Below are 15,427 nucleotides of genomic sequence, written 5' to 3'. Positions count from 1 at the left end.
CCCGGCAGTGATGACTTCTCGCGCCCGCATCCGTCATACGAGCGACAGCAGGTGATCGCGACGGAAGGATGGCGCCATGAGCACGGACACGTGGGCGGCGGAGCCGGGCACGGTGGACGAACGGAGCTTCTCGGGCCTGGCGGCACGGCATCGGCGGGAGCTGCACGTGCACTGCTACCGGATGCTCGGGTCGTTCGAGGACGCCGAGGACACCGTGCAGGAGACGTATCTGCGCGCCTGGCGCCGACGGGAGACCTTCGACGCTCGATCGACCGTGCGGGCCTGGCTGTATCGCATCGCCACGAACGCCTGCCTCGACCTTCTCGTGAAGCGCCGGCCGGCGCCCGCGACCGGCGGCGAGGTGCCTTGGTTGCAGCCGTATCCCGACCACCTCCTCGACGAGGTGCCCGCCGGGGATGAGGGCGAGCCGGAGGCACGGGCCGTTGCCCGGGAGACGATCGAGTTGGCGTTCCTCGTCGCGGTGCAGCATCTCGCGCCCCGTCCGCGGGCCGTGCTCATCCTGCGGGACGTGGTGGGGTGGCCGGCGAAGGACGTCGGTGAGCTCCTCGGGGACTCCGTCCACTCCGTCAACAGCGCCCTGCAGCGCGCCCGGGCGGGTATGCGGGAGCACCTGCCCGCCGAGCGAGCGGACTGGAGCGGCGTCGAGGACGACGCCGGGACCCGTGAGCTGGTGCGTCGGTTCACCGAGGCCAGCGTGGCCACGGACATCGACGCCCTCGCCGCGATGCTGCGTGACGACGTCCGCTGCTCGATGCCGCCCACGCCGGGTCTGGTGGTCGGTCGGGACGCGGTCGTGGCGGACTGGGCCGCGGACGGGTTTGCCGAGCTCGGGCCCCTGCGCGCCGTTCCCACCTCGGCGAACCGGCAGCCCGCCGTCGGCTTCTACCTGTGGCGCGAGAGCGACAGCGCCTATCTGCCGCTGACGGTCGACGTCCTGGGCGTCGCCGACGGGGCGATCGCCGAGATCACGACGTTCCACGCGGACCGGTTCGCCCGCTTGGGACTCCCGGAACGGCTCCCGGCCGACGCCGCCCGATAGTCCCGGCCTCACCCGTCGGGGTCTCGACCTCGGCTCGTCGCACGCGCGCCCCACGCGCGCATGTCCCACCCGCCGCTCTTGCGCGTCGCCATGCCCCGAAGGAGTTCCGATGACCGCGTCCATACCCACCCGCGCCCCCACGCGTCACGAGGAGGTGCCCCTGTCCACGGCGCTCGAGGCCGGCGCCGCCGCCGCCGTGGCGGCTGCCGTCGTGAACGTCCTGATCTCGGCGCTCGCCCGCGCCATGCTCGGCATCGGCGAGGAGTTCGTCCCGCTCACCCCCGGGCCCATCGTCCTGTGGACCACGATCGGCGCCGTCGTCGGCGCCCTGGGCTGGCGCCGGGTCGTCACGCACTCCGCGCGCGCCGGTGCCCTGCTCAGGGTGCTCGTCCCGACCGTCCTCGTCCTCTCGTTCGCCCCAGACCTCGCCCTGCTCGTCGACGACTCGACGCCGGGGCAGACGACCGCGGGTGTCGTGATCCTCATGGTCCTGCACGTCGTGACGGCCACGGTCGTCGTGCTGACCCTCCGCTGGACGATGCCCTACCGGTGCTGAGCGCGGCTGCGGGGCGAGGCCATGTGGTGGCCCGCCCCGGCCTCGACCCCGGCCGACCGAGTATGCGGACCGCGACTCACGCGTGACGGGTCCGGGCCAGTCGGAAGCCCAGGTCGTCGAAGGCGGCCTGCGGGTTGGTCTTGCGCCGGACGCCGACCCGGCAGCTCCAGCGGGGGTCGTTCCAGCCGCCGCCGCGGATGATGCGATACGGACCGTAGACGGCCTCGTCGTACAGGTCCCAGCACCACTCCCATACCCCGCCGAGAGTGTCGTACAGGCCCCACGCGTTCGGCGTCTTGCGGGCGACCGGCGGCAGGGCCCCCGCCGAGTTCGCCTCGTACCAGCCCGCCGCGTCGAGGTCGGCGTACCGGGGCCCGGTCGTCCCGGCGCGGCACGCGACCTGCCACTCCGCCTCGGTCGGGAGTCGGTACCCGTCGGCCGTCTCGTCCCAGGCGACGTGCCGGTCGTCGGGCGCGGGCTCGTCGTGGGGCGTCCACGTCGTCGTCGAGGGCGCCGCCGGCACGGGGGTGATCGTGTAGACGGGCGTCAGGCCGTCCCGGCGGGAGAGGTCGTTGCAGAAGGTGATCGCCTGCCGCCAACTGACCTCGACCCGTGGCCGGTCCGCGACGGCCGGCGGCGTGGGGTCCCCGCGGACGGCGTTCCACTGCGCGACGGTCACGACGGTGGGCGCGATCTCGAAGGGCCGGACCGTCACCGTCCAGGATCGTCCGGTCCGGCGGTCCGTCACCGTCTCGGCCGTCGGTCCGTCCGGGGGGGACGCGGAGCAGGTCGACGGGCACACGTCATTGTCGCCGGGGCGCGATCCGGCGACCACCCCTCGTCAGCACGGTCCGCGGCCCCGGTGACCTTTCGCCCGCCCGATCCGTCATCCCCGTGACGAGAACCGACCGACGGAGGAGGGTGGCCACCATGGTGAGTCCGGCGTCAGGCACCGACGACCTCGTCGCGGCCTTCGAGGAGCAGCGCGGCCGGTTGGAGGGTGTCGCCGTGCGGATGCTCGGGTCGCGCGCCGACGCGCAGGACGCGCTGCAGGAGGCGTGGCTGCGGCTCTCCCGCCAGGACCCGGACGGCATCGACAACCTCGCGGGCTGGCTAACGACGGTCGTCGGACGGGTCTGCATCGACGTGTTGCGCTCCCGCAGGAGCCGGAGCGCGACGCCGTTCGACGAGCTCCCGGAGCTGGTCGTGGTCGAGGGCGAGGCCCAGGCGCCCGAGGACGAGGCGGTGCTCGCGGAGTCCGTCGGGCTGGCGATGCTCGTCGTCCTGCAGACCCTCACCCCGGCCGAGCGGCTGGCGTTCGTGCTGCACGACGTGTTCGCGGTGCCGTTCGCCGAGATCGGGCAGATCCTCGGCCGGTCGAGCGACGCCACGAAGATGCTGGCGAGCCGGGCCCGGAGCAAGGTCCGGGGGACGGAGCCGCCGGGCCACGGCCGGGCCGAGCGGGCCGTCGTGACGGCGTTCCTCGCGGCGGCGCGGGAGGGTGACTTCGAGGGGTTGCTCGCGGTCCTCGACCCCGACGTGACCCTGCGCATCGACACCCCGCGCGGCTCGAGCGTGCGCCTCGGCGCGACGGAGGTGGCGACCGTCGCCGAGCGGGGTGCCCGCGGCGGGGCGATGGGCCGGCCGGCGATCGTCGACGGGGTTCCCGGCGTCGTGTTCCGGAGCAAGGACGGTCGGGCGTTCGGCGTCATGGGGTGCACCGTCGTCGACGGGCGGATCGTGGCGATCGTCTCGGTCAACGACCGCGCCCGGGTGCTGGCGGCCGGCGTGCGGGATCGTCCTCCGGCGCGGTGACGGTGTGACGTCTGCGGGCGGCACCCGTCATACGGGTATCAGCACACACCAAGGAGAACCGTGATGGAAGCCCGACTCGACCCGTTCGCCCACGACACCCTCAAGCGCATCCTCCCGCACGTCATCTCGGCCGGCCGGGCCGCGAGCGGCGCGCTGCCCGAGCGCATCGCCGAGCTGGTCAACCTCCGCGCCAGCCAGATCAACGGCTGCGGTGCCTGCCTCGACATGCACGTCAAGGAGGCCCTGCACGCCGGCGAGACGTCGCTACGCACCACCCTCGTGGGGGCCTGGCGCGAGACGACCGTCTTCACCGACCAGGAGCGGGCCGCGCTCGCGCTGACCGAGGAGGGCACCCGCCTCGCCGACAGCACCGGTGTCAGCGACGAGACCTGGTCGGACGCCGCGCGTCACTTCGACGAGTCCGAGCTGGGTGCCCTTGTCGCCCAGGTCGCCCTCATCAACACCTTCAACCGGTTCAACGTCATGACCCGGCAGCAGGGCGGCCACTACGAGGTGGGCCAGTTCGCCTGATGTGGCCTGCCGTGCCGCCACCCCCGACGTCCTCCGGATGCCGGGGGTGCGGCGCGCTCGCCCGTGGAGGCAAAGTCAGCGCCAGGCGCCGATGCGGTACGACGACGGGATCGCCCCGATGGGCCTCGTCGTACTCCTCGTGCGCCGCCCCGACCGAGTGTCGGACGGTTGTCAGAGCCAGTCATGCTCCCGCGCGTAGCGAGCGGCCTCGTGGCGCGTTCGGGACTGCTGCACGAACGGGTGACATCTGATCTGTGGTGCTGAGAGGTGCCGCTGGAAGGATGTAGACCGTGCCGAAGCCCTATCCCCGAGAGTTCCGCGACGACGTCGTGCGTGTCGCGAGGAACCGTGAACCGGGTGCCCACCTGAAGCAGGTCGCTGCCGATTTCGGCATCAGCGAGTCGTGCCTGACGAACTGGATGAAGACCGCTGACGTCGAGGACGGCACCAAGCCGGACAGGAGCGCCACGCAGTCGGCGACTGAGCGGGAGCTACGTAAGCGTGTCCGGCTCCTTGAGCAGGAGAACGAGGTCCTGCGCCGCGCGGCCGCCTATCTCTCGCAGGCGAACCTGCCGGGAAAATGATGTACCCGCTCGTCCGCGAGCTGGCCGCCAAGGACGCCCCGTTGCGGGTGCCCGTTGCGGTGACGTGTCGGGTGCTGAAGATCGCTCGCCAGCCCTGCTACCGCTGGCTCACCTCGCCGGCCACGGCGGCCGAGCTCAAGGAGTGGATCGCCCCGGGTTCAGTGGAGAGCGGGTTCTGCCGGGCTGGCTGTTGCCGGCGCGGTGGTCAGTTCAGCGTAGTAGGCGTGCTCGGACTCGGTGGGCGTGATGTCGCCGCAGTAGGAGTGCAGGCGGGTGTTGTTGTACCAGTCGACCCACTCAAGAGTGGCGAGTTCGACGGCGTCCAGGCCACTCCAGGGTCCGCGTCGCCAGATGAGTTCTTTCTTGTACAGCTTGTTGAGGGCTTCGGCGGCAGCGTTGTCGTAGGAATCACCGACTGACCCGACCGAGGCTTCGATACCGGCCTCGGCGAGGCGGTCGGTGTAGCGAATGGATACGTATTGACAGCCCTTGTCTGAATGGTGAACGAGTTAAGACAGGTCGCGGTTCTCTCGGGATCGATTCCACAGGCCGTGTTCGAGAGCATCCAGGGCAAGGTCGGTTCGCAGGGATGTCGATACCCGCCATCCGACAATTCTCCTGGAAAACAAGTCCATGACGAACGCGACGTACACGAAGCCGGTCCACGTCGACACGTAGGTGATGTCGGCGACCCAGCGTCGATCCGGGGCCGGGGCGGTGAAGTCGCGCTCCAACCTGAGTTGGTTCAAACGGTTTAGTGCCTTGGATCGGGTTGTTGCAGGGCGTGGAGGATGGCTTCGACCTCGGTGTTGATCTCGGGTGGGAACGTGGCGATGAGGCCGTTGATCTCGATGGTCGCGGACCGCAGCGGTTGAATGGCCCCGGGTCTGATGGAGGCTCTCAATCCTGGGAAGGATGATGAGAGTCATGGCAGCACCGAGGAAGTACAGCGTCGAGCTCCAGCAGCGCGCGACGCGGATGGCGATGGACGCTCGGAAGGACGCCGAGTCAGCTCGTGGGGCGATCAAGCGGGTCGCCGACCAGCTCGGCGTTCACCCCGAAGCGCTTCGGACCTGGGTACGCCAGGCCGAGATCGACGGCGGCGTTCGACCGGGTACGACGACCGACGACGCGCAGCGACTGGCCGAGCTCGAGCGTGAGGTCCGCGAGCTGCGCCGTGCCAATGAGATCTTGAAGACGTCCGCGGCTTTTTTCGCAGCGGCGGAGCTCGACCGCAAGATCAGGTAGAGGTGCCCACCGCGGTGCTGGTCGACTACATCGACGAGTACCGCGACCGGTTCGGGGTCGAGCCGATCTGTGCCGTGCTGAAGAACGCCGGCGTGCAGATCGCCCCAAGCACTTACTACGCCGCCAAGAAGCGGCCGCCCTCGGCACGCAGGGTGCGGGACGCGGAGCTGGTCGAGGACATCCGGACCGCGCACAAGGTCAACCTCGGTGTCTACGGCGCCCGTAAGATCCACGCTGAGCTCAACCGTGAGGGTGTCACGGTGGCCCGCTGCACCGTGGAGCGGCTGATGCGGGCCGAGGGCTTGCGGGGGATCGCGCGGGAGAAGACTCGCAAGACCACGATCGGTGACGGCGCTGAGACCGAGCGGCCTGAGGACAAGGTCAAGCGACAGTTCGTCGCGACCGCGCCGAACCAGCTGTGGGTGGCCGATCTGACCTACGTCCGCACCCACGCGGGCTGGACCTACGTGGCGTTCGTCCTGGACGTCTTCAGCCGGATGATCGTGGGCTGGCAGGTGTCCACTTCGCTGCGCACCGACCTCGCACTCGATGCCCTCGACATGGGGCTGTGGTCCAGGCGGCGGACCGGCCAGGACGTCACCGGTCTGATCCACCACTCGGATAGGGGCGTTCAGTATCGAGCGATTCGCTACGCCGAGCGGCTCGCCGAGGCAGAGGCCGTCGCGTCGGTGGGCTCGAAGGGCGACAGCTACGACAACGCCATGGCCGAGGCGCTGAACTCGCTGTTCAAGGCCGAGTGCATCCGCAACCCGGTGATGCGACCGAAGGGCGGCTGGAAGAACGTCGGCGACGTCGAGATCGCCGTCGCCGAATACGTCGACTGGTTCAACCACAGGCGACTTCACGGCGAGATCGGACTCGTTCCGCCCGCCGAGCTCGAGGCCAACCACTGGGCACCCCAGCCCACGAAGCACTACCGTGAGAACCCGGTCCTCACCGAGGGCGGGTCCAACTAACCGAGCCTCCACGAAACCCGGGGCGATTCAGGTGCCAGTAGGCGTAGGAACCTGCGTATGGACAGGCCGGTTCGGTTCTGGATGGTGCGGGACAGGGCGAGTGCGGTGAACACGATGGTCAGGTGGGCCTCGATGGCGTCGCGGGTGCGGGCGAAGATGGGCCTGGCCGCGAGGTCGGTTTTGGACATGCGGAAGGACTGCTCGACGTGCCACAGGTCGTGGTAGCTGGCGATCACTTCGGCTGCGGGCATGAGCGTGGCGTCGATGTTGGTGACGTAGCCCTTCAATCCGACGAGGGCGCGGGCCCGGGTGAGTGAGGCTTCGTCGATCTCGGTCGCACCGTTGCGGGTCTTGACGAACCGTGGTGTTCGAGCGGTCTTTTCTCCGGCCACGACGGATCGGGCCTTGTTCTCCTGCAGAGTCAGTGTCTTGTTGTCGCGCGCCGCTCTCTTGGTCGAGTACGCCCATACCGCCCGCCAGGACTTTGTGTGCGTGACCGGGTCCCAGACGGGTTCGGCGCGCTTCCTCGGATCGCTGGCCTTTACGGCGGTGCCGCGATGATCCCGGGGGGTGATCGTGTCGATGACCTGACCGTCGCTGAATGCGGTGCCGTGCCAGCGGAAGTGAGACTCCAGGTCTTGCGGCGCCTTCGTCACTCGGGAGCCGACGATGAACCGCAAACCGGCCGCGTCCAGCTCGCGCAGGTTCGACGACGACAGCATCCCGGCGTCGGCCACGACGACCATGTCGGCGATGGCGTGCCGGGCTTGGAACGCTTTCACGAGGGGCACGATCGTCAGCGTCTCGGCCTTGTTGCCCTCGAAGCAGCCGATCTCGAGGGGGAATCCGTGTCGGTCCACCAGTAGCCCGACCACGATCTGCGGGTCGACCCGTCGTTCCTTGCTGTAGCCGACCTTGCGGAGCTCGTCTTCCTTTTCTGCCTCGAAGTAGAGCGTGGTCACGTCGTACAGGACCAGACTGACGTCCCCGTGGGTGGCGGCGTGGGTGAAGCACGCGGCCGCGATGGTGTCGCGGTAGCCGCCCGCGTGAGCGCGCCGCAAGGTCCGCTTACGGGTCGAGTGCGACGCCGACACTCGACCCATCCCGGCGAGGACCCGATCGATATCGAGCAGGCTGGTCGGCTCCACGACCCGCGCGATCACCAGGTCCCGAAACACGTCATCACCCACGGCATCGAACCCGAGGACGCCATACACCTGCGCCAGGGTCTCGTACAGCAACCCCGAGCTGGTCTTCAGCACGCGCGGGCGACGCACCAACTGCCGACCCGCCGGCTCGTCAGGGATCAACGCCTCGGCGGGCGCGGGGACCAACACCGCTTTCGGCACCGACGGGGTCAGCCCCAGATCGAGTTCGCGCTGCGTGTCGTCGGCCAGCAGACGGTGGGCCTCAGCGATCAACACACCCAGTTCGGCCTCGTCGCGCGCCGAGCCGACGTGCCGCACGATCCTGCGCTGACCGCCCACGGACTCAGCGATCTGCACCGCCGTAGCACCCGACGCCGTACGCACCCGCCGGACCCACGCCATCGACCGATCCTAGCCACAGTCTTAGTGCCTCAACCACACACTCCGACCACCCATCACCGCAGCTCAGCAACCCGCGGACCACGGGACGTGACACGAGTGACCCAAGTCAGGCCATGACGAACGCGACGTACACGAAGCCGGTCCACGTCGACACGTAGGTGATGTCGGCGACCCAGCGTCGATCCGGGGCCGGGGCGGTGAAGTCGCGCTCCAACCGGTCGCCTGGGGTGGCGTGCGCCGGCGCAGGCCTGGTGGTCCTGACCGTGCGGGCGTTCGGGACGCCGGCCAGGCCCAGGACCCGCATCCGCCGCTCGATGGTGCATCTGGCGACCGGCTCCTGGGGCCAGGCCCGGTTATAGGCCTTCCATGATTTGCGTGCGCCGTACACGCCAAGATTATCCGCATGCAGAGCCTGCAAGCGCTCATCGAGGCGTGCATCGTTGAGAGAACGAGCCGATGGCGGGCGCTTCTTGCGCGCGTAGTATGCGCTCGGGGCGACCTTGATGCCGGACTCGGAGAGTTCGGTACAGATCGGCTCGACCCCGCGCTCCTGCCGGTGCGCGTCGATGAACCCATCGATATCGCTCAGCGGCGGTCGAGCTCCGCCTGCGCGAAATACGCACTCGCTTGCCGCAGAATCGTGTTCGCCCGGCGAAGCTCACGATTCTCCTTTTCCAATTCAGCAATCCGGGCTGCGTCCGAGCTGGTCACGCCTGGGACCTCTCCGGCATCGACACGCTCGCGTTTGACCCAGTTCCGCAGCGAGTCGCCGTTGACGCCCAGCTGCTCACCGACCAGGCGACACGCCCTGGAGACCGGCAGGCCCGGCTCAGTGGCGATGCGATCTCGAACCAGCCGGATCGCACGCTCACGCAACTCCTCGGGATACTTCTTCGGTGCAGGCATGACTCCATCCTCCAAGGGACATCAAGCCCTCCACGCCTCCCGGGGCGATCCAACGAGCGGCAGCGCAGGGCCACGCCGCGTCCAGCCCCACCGCCGCGTCTCGGAAGGCCGTCCGCTGCGGCTCGTCGAAGATCTCCCACGCCGGATGCAGGTCCGACGCGGATCGCCGACCACCTCCTCCCGATGTCGATCAGCCCGCTCGGCCGTCGGTCACGGTCCCGTGCCCCACGACCGACCGTGCGGCCCCCGTTCTCCCGCCGTCGTTCGACGTCCGCCGGGCTCAGAGAAGACCCACCAGCAGATGTCGTCGCGGCGGGCCTGGTCGGCCAGGACGAGCTCTCGAACGGCCGGTGGAAGCTGGTCGCGCTGCCAGTCCCGCTCGGCGCGGGCCGCGTCCGGGTCGTGCGACTCCGCCGCGCGTACGGCCTTGATCGCGTAGGCCGCCGCGCCGAGGTCGTGCTCCGCGACGTGGCCCACGCAGGCCGCCTGGCCCGCGGCGTAGGCCGCGAAGCGGGCGGCGCCGGCGAGGGGGCGGGCGGCCCCCATCGCGTGCCCCCCGAGGGCGCGGGCCCGCATCATGGGCAGCTCGCCGCGCGCCCAGGCGCGGGCCGCCTCGATCGCCTCCCGTGGCCGAGGGTCGTCGGGGCACTCCGTCTCGACGTGGCGCAGGACGTGCTTGGCGCAGGTCGCCGCCCACAGCGCGAGCAGCCGGTGGTGCTCGTCGGTCAGGGTGCCGCCGCGACGGACCGTGACCATGCGGGGGTCGCGGACGCGGGGGAGGATCACCGCGCCTCACCCCCGACGGCGCCGCGCAGCGCCACGTCCAGCTCGTGCACGAGCCGGGTGACCGGCCGGGCGCCCGGCGCGGTCGCGGGGTAGCGGCGCAGGATCTCGACGAGCAGCGGTGTGGCGGTGCGGGCGACGGTCTCGACCGTCAGGGGCTCGAACGTCCCCGCGGCGTCGTCGCTTCGCTGCACGGCGAGGATCGCGTGCACCGGCGCGCGCAGGATGTGCCCCACCTGCGCCCGGTCGGCGAGGGGATGCAGAAAGGCCGAGGCGGCGGCGTCGCCGGCCGCCATGGCCGCGTGGAACGCCGGCGGTGAGACGCACTCCTTGGCGGCGCGGTGCGCGCCGGGCCCGGTCACGCGCTGGGGCCGGGAGCGAGGCCCGCCCCGGGCGAAGGCCCAGGCCGCGTCGAGCGCCTCGCGGGGGCGCGGGTCGTCGGGCCGATCCGCCTCGAAGAACGGCAACACCCGCGCCGCGGCCGACGCCGCGAACGTGGTGACCTCGCGCAGCTCCGCCAGGGTGAGCGAGACGTCGGCGGCGCGCGCCGGAGTGCCGGCGCGGTCGCGTGGCGTGGCACTCACGGCTTGCTCCTCATGGCGTCAGCGTGGCGTCGGTCCGGCGCCCGAGCTCCGCTGGTTTGGGGTGCCCCTTGTGGCCGATGCTCACGACGGGCTTCTCGCTCCGTGCCTGCGGCCGGGTGATCAGGCGTCGATGCGACGGCCGAAGTACTGCTGGGCCTGCTGTTTCGAGGTCCCGAGCTGCTCACCGATAGCCTGCCACGACAGGTGATTCCGACGAGCCACGGCAACACTCTCGATCAATTCCTTCTCAGCCCGGTCACGGGCCAGGTGGGCCTGGCGGATCCCGGTCAGGACATCCCCATCCAGCACCGTGGCCTTCGCCAGCAGGTGGTCGACTGCCTCGTCGGTAGCCAGCCAGTCGGCCAACTCCTCGTTGCTCATCCGTCCGATGTCGGGGGTGTGATCTGTCATGAAATCCTTCTCAGCTTGTCCAGTAGTGGCTTCCGCGCGATCATCGCATGGACGGCCTCGCCTCGATCGTTGACGCCCACCTCCAGGATTCGCAGACCGTCCCGAGTCGGGCCGAAGTACATCCGGAGACTCTTGATGTCCACGCTCCGATCGGATAGGCCAGAGCGTGTTCGATGTCAGCGCGGGACTCCTCATGGTTGAACGCGCTCCAGACGATCTCCACGATCTACTCTCCTCTGCCGAAGACCGGACGTCAACGTTCCTTGACCCCGCTGGCCGGGGCCGTCGGACCGGGCCTAGGTGTACTGACCGGGGACGTTGATCAACCGTGAGAATGGTGGCTTGTTCCCGCACGCGCTGTGGGGACGGTGATGGTTGTACCGGTGCAGCCATCCGGGAAGGGCGTCTCGGCGTTCTTGCTCGCTGGTGTAGCAGCGGGCGTAGGCCCACCCGTCAGCCATGGTCCGGTGGAAGCGCTCGACCTTCCCATTGGTCTGCGGCCGGTACGGTCGCGTCCGCTTCGGGGTGATCGATAGGGCTTCGCAGGTGTCGCGCCACAGGTGCGACCGGTACGCGCCGCCGTTGTCCGACAACACCCGCTCGATCGTGACGCCGCGGTCGGCGAACCATTCGACGGCTCGGTGCAGGACGGCGACTGCGGTGACGGCGGTCTCGTCGTCGTGGACCTCGGTGTATGCGACGCGGGAGTGGTCGTCGATGACGGTGTGGACGTAGGCGTAGCCGAGCCTGGGGTTGTGCCACTTGTTCTTCGGCTTCCCGGGGGTCGCGGCCCGATTCCGTTCGCCTTGGAGCCGGCCGACGTAGCGCCAGCCGCCGCCGTCGGGGATGTTCCCGAGCTTCTTCACGTCCACGTGCACCAGCGACCCGGGGTGGGAGTGCTCGTACCGGCGGACGGGTTCACCCGTGGCCCGGTCGACGTACGACAGCCGGTTCAGGCGCGCCGTCGACAGGATGCGATGCACCGTCGAAGGGGCGATGTCGAGTCGGGCAGCGAGCTGAACAGGACCCTCCCGCAACCGCATTCTCAGACTCACACACCGCTTCGTCACCTGCTTCGGGGTCTTGTTCGGGGACGTCCTCGGGCGCGAGGAGCGGTCCTGCATCGACTCGCCGGCCAGGTAGCGGTCGACCCAGCGCTTCACCGTCGGCCAGGAGACCTGGAACCGGGCGGCGACCTCGCTGATCGGGCACCCGAAGTCGACGACCAAGCGGGCGACCTTCAAGCGGTGGCGTGGGGTCAGAGCGGCATTTCGATGCGACATTCGTGTCCTTGCGTACAGCGAGGGGCCCATCCGGCGCGGATGGGCCCCTCGAAGGTGGGTGGTTCAGGGCTGATGCTGGGCGCGTCGCGCGAGGTTCTCGATAAAGTCGGCGATCTCGTCGGGGTTCTCCTCGGCCATGAAGTGGCCGCTGGCCGTGGCCTGGTAAGTGAAGTCGGGCGCCCACGCGCGCCAGAGGGCCGCGGCGTCGAAGCCGAGCTGTGCGCCCCAGTCCTGAGAGATGGCGGCCGTGGGCATGGCCAGTTGGGCGCCGCGTTCGCGGTCGGAGGCGTCCATGTCGAGGTCGATCCCCGCGGTGGCGCGGTAGTCGGCGACGATCGAGTCGGTGGACGTGATCGAGCTCTGGACGTAGTGGTCCCGTTCTTGCGGGGTGAAGGTGGTGCCGGTCGGGTCCCACGCGTCGAGGAAGGAGCCGTAGAACTCGGGCGCGACTGCGGCGATCATCTTCTCGGGCAGCCCGGCGGGCTGCGCCATGAGATAGAGGTGCCAGGCGACCTTGGCGTCCACGCCGTGCAGGACTGACCAGGTGTCGAGGGTGGGCAAGACATCGAGAATGCCGAGGAAGGACACCGTGTCAGGGTGATCGAGGCCGGCGCGCACGGCGACCAAGGCCCCGCGGTCATGGCCCACCAGCCCGAAGCGATCGAAGCCGAGCTCGTGGGCAACAGCGACGATGTCGTTGCCCATCGTGCGCTTGGAGTATGTGTCGGGGCTGTTTGCGGCAGGCTTGTCGCTGTCGCCGTAACCGCGCAGGTCCGGGACGATCACGGTGAACTGCGCGGCGAGCCGACGGGCGACATGTCGCCACATGTAGTGCGTTTGAGGGAACCCGTGGAGCAGGACCACGGCCGGGCCCTGACCACCGACGGCGACGTTGAGGCGGACTCCGTCGCTGCCCGCGACGGAGCGATAGCTGAAGTCTTCGATCGTGAGGTTTGTCATGAGGTCTCCTGGGACGGGTTAGCAGTGGTCGAGGGGTGGCCAGAGAAGATGCCGGCGGGCAGCCCGACGCGGACGGGCGAAGCGGTCAGGGCGGGGATGACTACGGCGTCAACGAGCGAGTGCAAGTAGTCGTCGGTGATGGCGAGACCGTTTGCGCGACGCAGCAACAGGACCGCGCCCACGACTTCCTCGTATGCGAAGGGATCAACACCGAGGGGCAGCTCACCGCGGGCGACGGCAGCGTCGATCACCGGTTGTGGCAGCCGGGCCCCCGTGGGGCCAACGGCCTCCTCGATGGCGTCGCACAGGTCTGGGTCTTCTAGCCCGGCCTGCAACAACATAAGCGCCGTGCCGGTGTCCGCCGTGCTCATCGTCTGCGCCAGCCGCCGAACAAGTGCCAGGAGGTCGTCACGCAGGCACGACCCGGGTTCGAGGGGTTCGGATGTTTCCCGCGCGGGCCCGTCCTTCACCGCGGCCAACACCATGTCTCGCTTGCTGGGCCAGCGGCGATACAGCGACGCTTTGGAGGCCTTGCTGCGGCGCGCGACCGCTTCGAATGTCAGGCCTTCGAAGCCTTCCTCGCCGAGTACCTCAAGGACCGCCGACGTAAGCCGGCGATCGAGCTCTACGTCACGAGGGCGACCGCGCGAAACAACACCATCCTTTTGATACGACACGTCTCGTATTGTATATCCCCGACGCGCGTTGATCAACGTGCCCGGTCAGTACACCTAGGTCAGGTCCGACTCCGCGGTGTCGAGCATCGCGAACTCCTCGTCGGGACTGGCCGCCACGAGGTGGTGGCGGCTGTGGATCGCGAAGTAGGCGAGGAACGCGAGGAACACCGCGAAGGTCCACCCGGCCGCGACGGGGTCGACGAGGAAGGTGCCGACGACGGCGATCGACGCGACGACCAGGGCGAACGACGTCGTCCACACCCCGCACGGCGTGCGGTAGGGGCGGCGCATCTCCGGGGCGCGCCGCCGCAGGACGATGTGGCTGACCATCATGAGGACGTAGCTGACGGCGGCCCCGAACACGGCCATGTTGAGCAGCATCGCGCCCTGGCCGGTCAGGGAGAGGGCGAAGCCGATGAGGCCGGGCACGACGAGCGCGAGGGTCGGGGTCTTCCGCCGGTTGACGACGCTGAGCGACGTGGGGAGGTACCCGGCCCGTGAGAGCGCAAACGTCTGGCGCGAGTAGGCGTACATGATCGAGAAGAAGCTCGCCACGAGGCCGGCCAGGCCGATGTAGTTGACGGCCGTGGCCGCCGGGCCGGATCCGAGCGCCTCGACGAGCGGGTTGCCCGACCCCGCGAGGCTGTTGGCGCCGGCCGCGCCGGTGGCGAGGACGAGCACCGCGGCGCCGGTGACGACCAGCACCGCCATGCTCGCGATGATGCCGCGCGGCACGTCCCGCTCCGGGTCGGTGGCCTCCTCGGCCGCGAGGGGGACGCCCTCGATGGCGAGGAAGAACCAGATCGCGAACGGCAGCGCCGACCACACGCCGAGCCAGCCGTGGGGGAGCCACGGCGACGCGCCGGCGGCCGCCTCGACGGGGATGTCGGTGAGGTTGGCCGGGTCGAACATCCCGATCGCCGCGACGGCGAAGACGATCAGCCCGATGAGCGCGACGACGGTGATGGCCGCCATCAGCTTGAGCGCCTCACCCGCCCCCGACAGGTGCACGGCGATGAACAGGGCGTAGGTGGCGAGGTAGACGGGCCAGCCGTCGGTGATGCCGAACAGGCCGAGCGACTCGACGTAGGCGCCGATGAACGTGGCGATGGCGGCCGGCGCGATCGTGTACTCGATGAGGATCGCGGTCCCGGTGGCGAACCCGCCCCACGTGCCGAGCGCGCGCCGCGCGAACGTGTACCCGCCGCCCGCGGCCGGGAGCGCCGAGCTCAGCTCGGCCATGCCGAGCACCATCGCGAGGTACATGCAGGCCACGACGACGAACGCGATGGCGAGCCCACCGAACCCGCCCTCGCCGAGGCCGCCGTTCCACCCGGCGTAGTCCCCGGAGATGACGTAGCTGACCCCGAGCCCGGCGAGCAGGAGCCATCCGGCGGCCCCCTTTCGGAGGGTCCGACGCTCGAGGTAGTCGGAGGTGGCGTCGCCCCCAGGGGCGGCGGGAGTGTCGTCCGTGCTGGACATGGGGCGCCTCGCTGGGGATC

The 15,427-nt window shown here is 69.7% G+C and carries 16 protein-coding genes, 2 pseudogenes and 2 other annotated features; of the genes and pseudogenes, 6 read left to right on the top strand and 12 right to left on the bottom strand.

All coding sequences use genetic code 11. The annotated features are described in order from the left end of the window. Positions 1-76: 76 nt before the first annotated feature. On the top strand, positions 77-1,060 hold the full coding sequence (locus tag ICW24_RS02225) for an RNA polymerase subunit sigma-70 (protein ID WP_226344072.1): 984 nt from the start codon (positions 77-79) through the stop codon (positions 1,058-1,060). A gap of 109 nt (positions 1,061-1,169) precedes the next feature. Further along, positions 1,170-1,616 carry a hypothetical protein gene (locus ICW24_RS02220; RefSeq protein WP_226344071.1) on the top strand — a complete coding sequence of 149 codons (447 nt, stop codon included), beginning with the start codon at positions 1,170-1,172 and terminating at the stop codon, positions 1,614-1,616. Between the two features lie 76 nt (positions 1,617-1,692). Here ICW24_RS02220 and ICW24_RS02215 read toward each other — a convergent pair whose 3' ends face one another. Beyond that, entirely contained in the window at positions 1,693-2,331 is a 639-nt protein-coding gene (locus ICW24_RS02215) for a formylglycine-generating enzyme family protein (protein ID WP_226344070.1), read from the bottom strand. 215 nt (positions 2,332-2,546) lie between these two features. Here ICW24_RS02215 and ICW24_RS02210 point away from each other — a divergent pair, with 215 nt between their 5' ends. The 3 genes from ICW24_RS02210 to ICW24_RS02200 all read left to right on the top strand — a co-directional run bounded on the left by ICW24_RS02210 (position 2,547) and on the right by ICW24_RS02200 (position 4,546). Then, positions 2,547-3,431, top strand: a complete 885-nt coding sequence (locus ICW24_RS02210; protein WP_226344069.1) for a sigma-70 family RNA polymerase sigma factor — start codon at positions 2,547-2,549, stop codon at positions 3,429-3,431. A gap of 63 nt (positions 3,432-3,494) precedes the next feature. After that, a complete protein-coding gene (locus tag ICW24_RS02205) occupies positions 3,495-3,962 on the top strand; it encodes a carboxymuconolactone decarboxylase family protein (protein WP_226344068.1) in 468 nt (155 codons plus the stop codon). Positions 3,963-4,252: 290 nt separating this feature from the next. Beyond that, a complete protein-coding gene (locus ICW24_RS02200; RefSeq protein ID WP_226344067.1) occupies positions 4,253-4,546 on the top strand; it encodes a transposase in 294 nt (97 codons plus the stop codon). Between the two features lie 158 nt (positions 4,547-4,704). Here ICW24_RS02200 and ICW24_RS02195 read toward each other — a convergent pair. After that, positions 4,705-5,283 (bottom strand): annotated as a pseudogene (locus ICW24_RS02195) (IS3 family transposase); the annotation flags it as partial. Between the two features lie 190 nt (positions 5,284-5,473). Between ICW24_RS02195 and ICW24_RS02190 the strand changes: the two are divergent. After that, positions 5,474-6,771 (top strand): IS3 family transposase gene (locus ICW24_RS02190; protein WP_372360462.1). Its coding sequence is split into 2 segments (ribosomal slippage): positions 5,474-5,753 and positions 5,753-6,771, totalling 1,299 coding nucleotides; the frame shifts between segments, so codons are not numbered across the junction. Next, positions 5,752-5,901 (top strand) — a sequence feature (AL1L pseudoknot). It overlaps the preceding gene by 150 nt. Before the next feature lie 29 nt (positions 6,772-6,800). Here the strand turns inward: ICW24_RS02190 and ICW24_RS02185 are convergent. The 10 genes and pseudogenes from ICW24_RS02185 to eat all read right to left on the bottom strand — a co-directional run. Continuing rightward, a pseudogene (locus ICW24_RS02185) lies at positions 6,801-8,321 on the bottom strand (IS1634 family transposase); the annotation flags it as partial. A 106-nt stretch (positions 8,322-8,427) separates the two neighbouring features. Then, the gene (locus ICW24_RS02180; protein ID WP_226344334.1) at positions 8,428-8,826 is read right to left on the bottom strand and encodes an IS3 family transposase; all 399 of its coding nucleotides are present in this window, start codon (positions 8,824-8,826) and stop codon (positions 8,428-8,430) included. Then, positions 8,812-8,943, bottom strand: a sequence feature (AL1L pseudoknot). Its footprint overlaps the gene before it by 15 nt. Continuing rightward, positions 8,907-9,227, bottom strand: a complete 321-nt coding sequence (locus ICW24_RS02175) for a transposase (RefSeq protein WP_226344065.1) — start codon at positions 9,225-9,227, stop codon at positions 8,907-8,909. Its footprint overlaps the feature before it by 37 nt. 210 nt (positions 9,228-9,437) lie before the next feature. Next, on the bottom strand, positions 9,438-10,013 hold the full coding sequence (locus ICW24_RS02170; RefSeq protein ID WP_226344064.1) for a putative immunity protein: 576 nt from the start codon (positions 10,011-10,013) through the stop codon (positions 9,438-9,440). Beyond that, positions 10,010-10,594: a putative immunity protein gene (locus tag ICW24_RS02165; protein WP_226344063.1), complete on the bottom strand. Its 585-nt coding sequence runs from the start codon at positions 10,592-10,594 to the stop codon at positions 10,010-10,012. Before ICW24_RS02165 ends, ICW24_RS02170 begins: the two co-directional genes overlap by 4 nt. A gap of 120 nt (positions 10,595-10,714) precedes the next feature. Further along, a complete protein-coding gene (locus ICW24_RS02160) occupies positions 10,715-11,005 on the bottom strand; it encodes a hypothetical protein (RefSeq protein ID WP_226344062.1) in 291 nt (96 codons plus the stop codon). Between the two features lie 296 nt (positions 11,006-11,301). Continuing rightward, positions 11,302-12,288, bottom strand: a complete 987-nt coding sequence (locus ICW24_RS02155; RefSeq protein ID WP_226344061.1) for an IS481 family transposase — start codon at positions 12,286-12,288, stop codon at positions 11,302-11,304. Positions 12,289-12,351: 63 nt separating this feature from the next. Next, positions 12,352-13,248, bottom strand: a complete 897-nt coding sequence (locus ICW24_RS02150) for an alpha/beta fold hydrolase (RefSeq protein ID WP_226344060.1) — start codon at positions 13,246-13,248, stop codon at positions 12,352-12,354. Then, positions 13,245-13,925: a TetR/AcrR family transcriptional regulator gene (locus tag ICW24_RS02145; RefSeq protein ID WP_226344059.1), complete on the bottom strand. Its 681-nt coding sequence runs from the start codon at positions 13,923-13,925 to the stop codon at positions 13,245-13,247. Before ICW24_RS02145 ends, ICW24_RS02150 begins: the two co-directional genes overlap by 4 nt. Positions 13,926-13,979: 54 nt before the next feature. After that, entirely contained in the window at positions 13,980-15,407 is a 1,428-nt protein-coding gene (eat, locus tag ICW24_RS02140) for an ethanolamine permease (protein ID WP_226344058.1), read from the bottom strand. Positions 15,408-15,427 lie beyond the last annotated feature (20 nt).

It is taken from the genome of Agilicoccus flavus (assembly GCF_014857905.1).
In the GTDB taxonomy this organism is placed as follows: Bacteria; Actinomycetota; Actinomycetes; order Actinomycetales; family Dermatophilaceae; genus Agilicoccus; species Agilicoccus flavus.
This window is presented reverse-complemented; position numbering and strand designations above follow the sequence as displayed.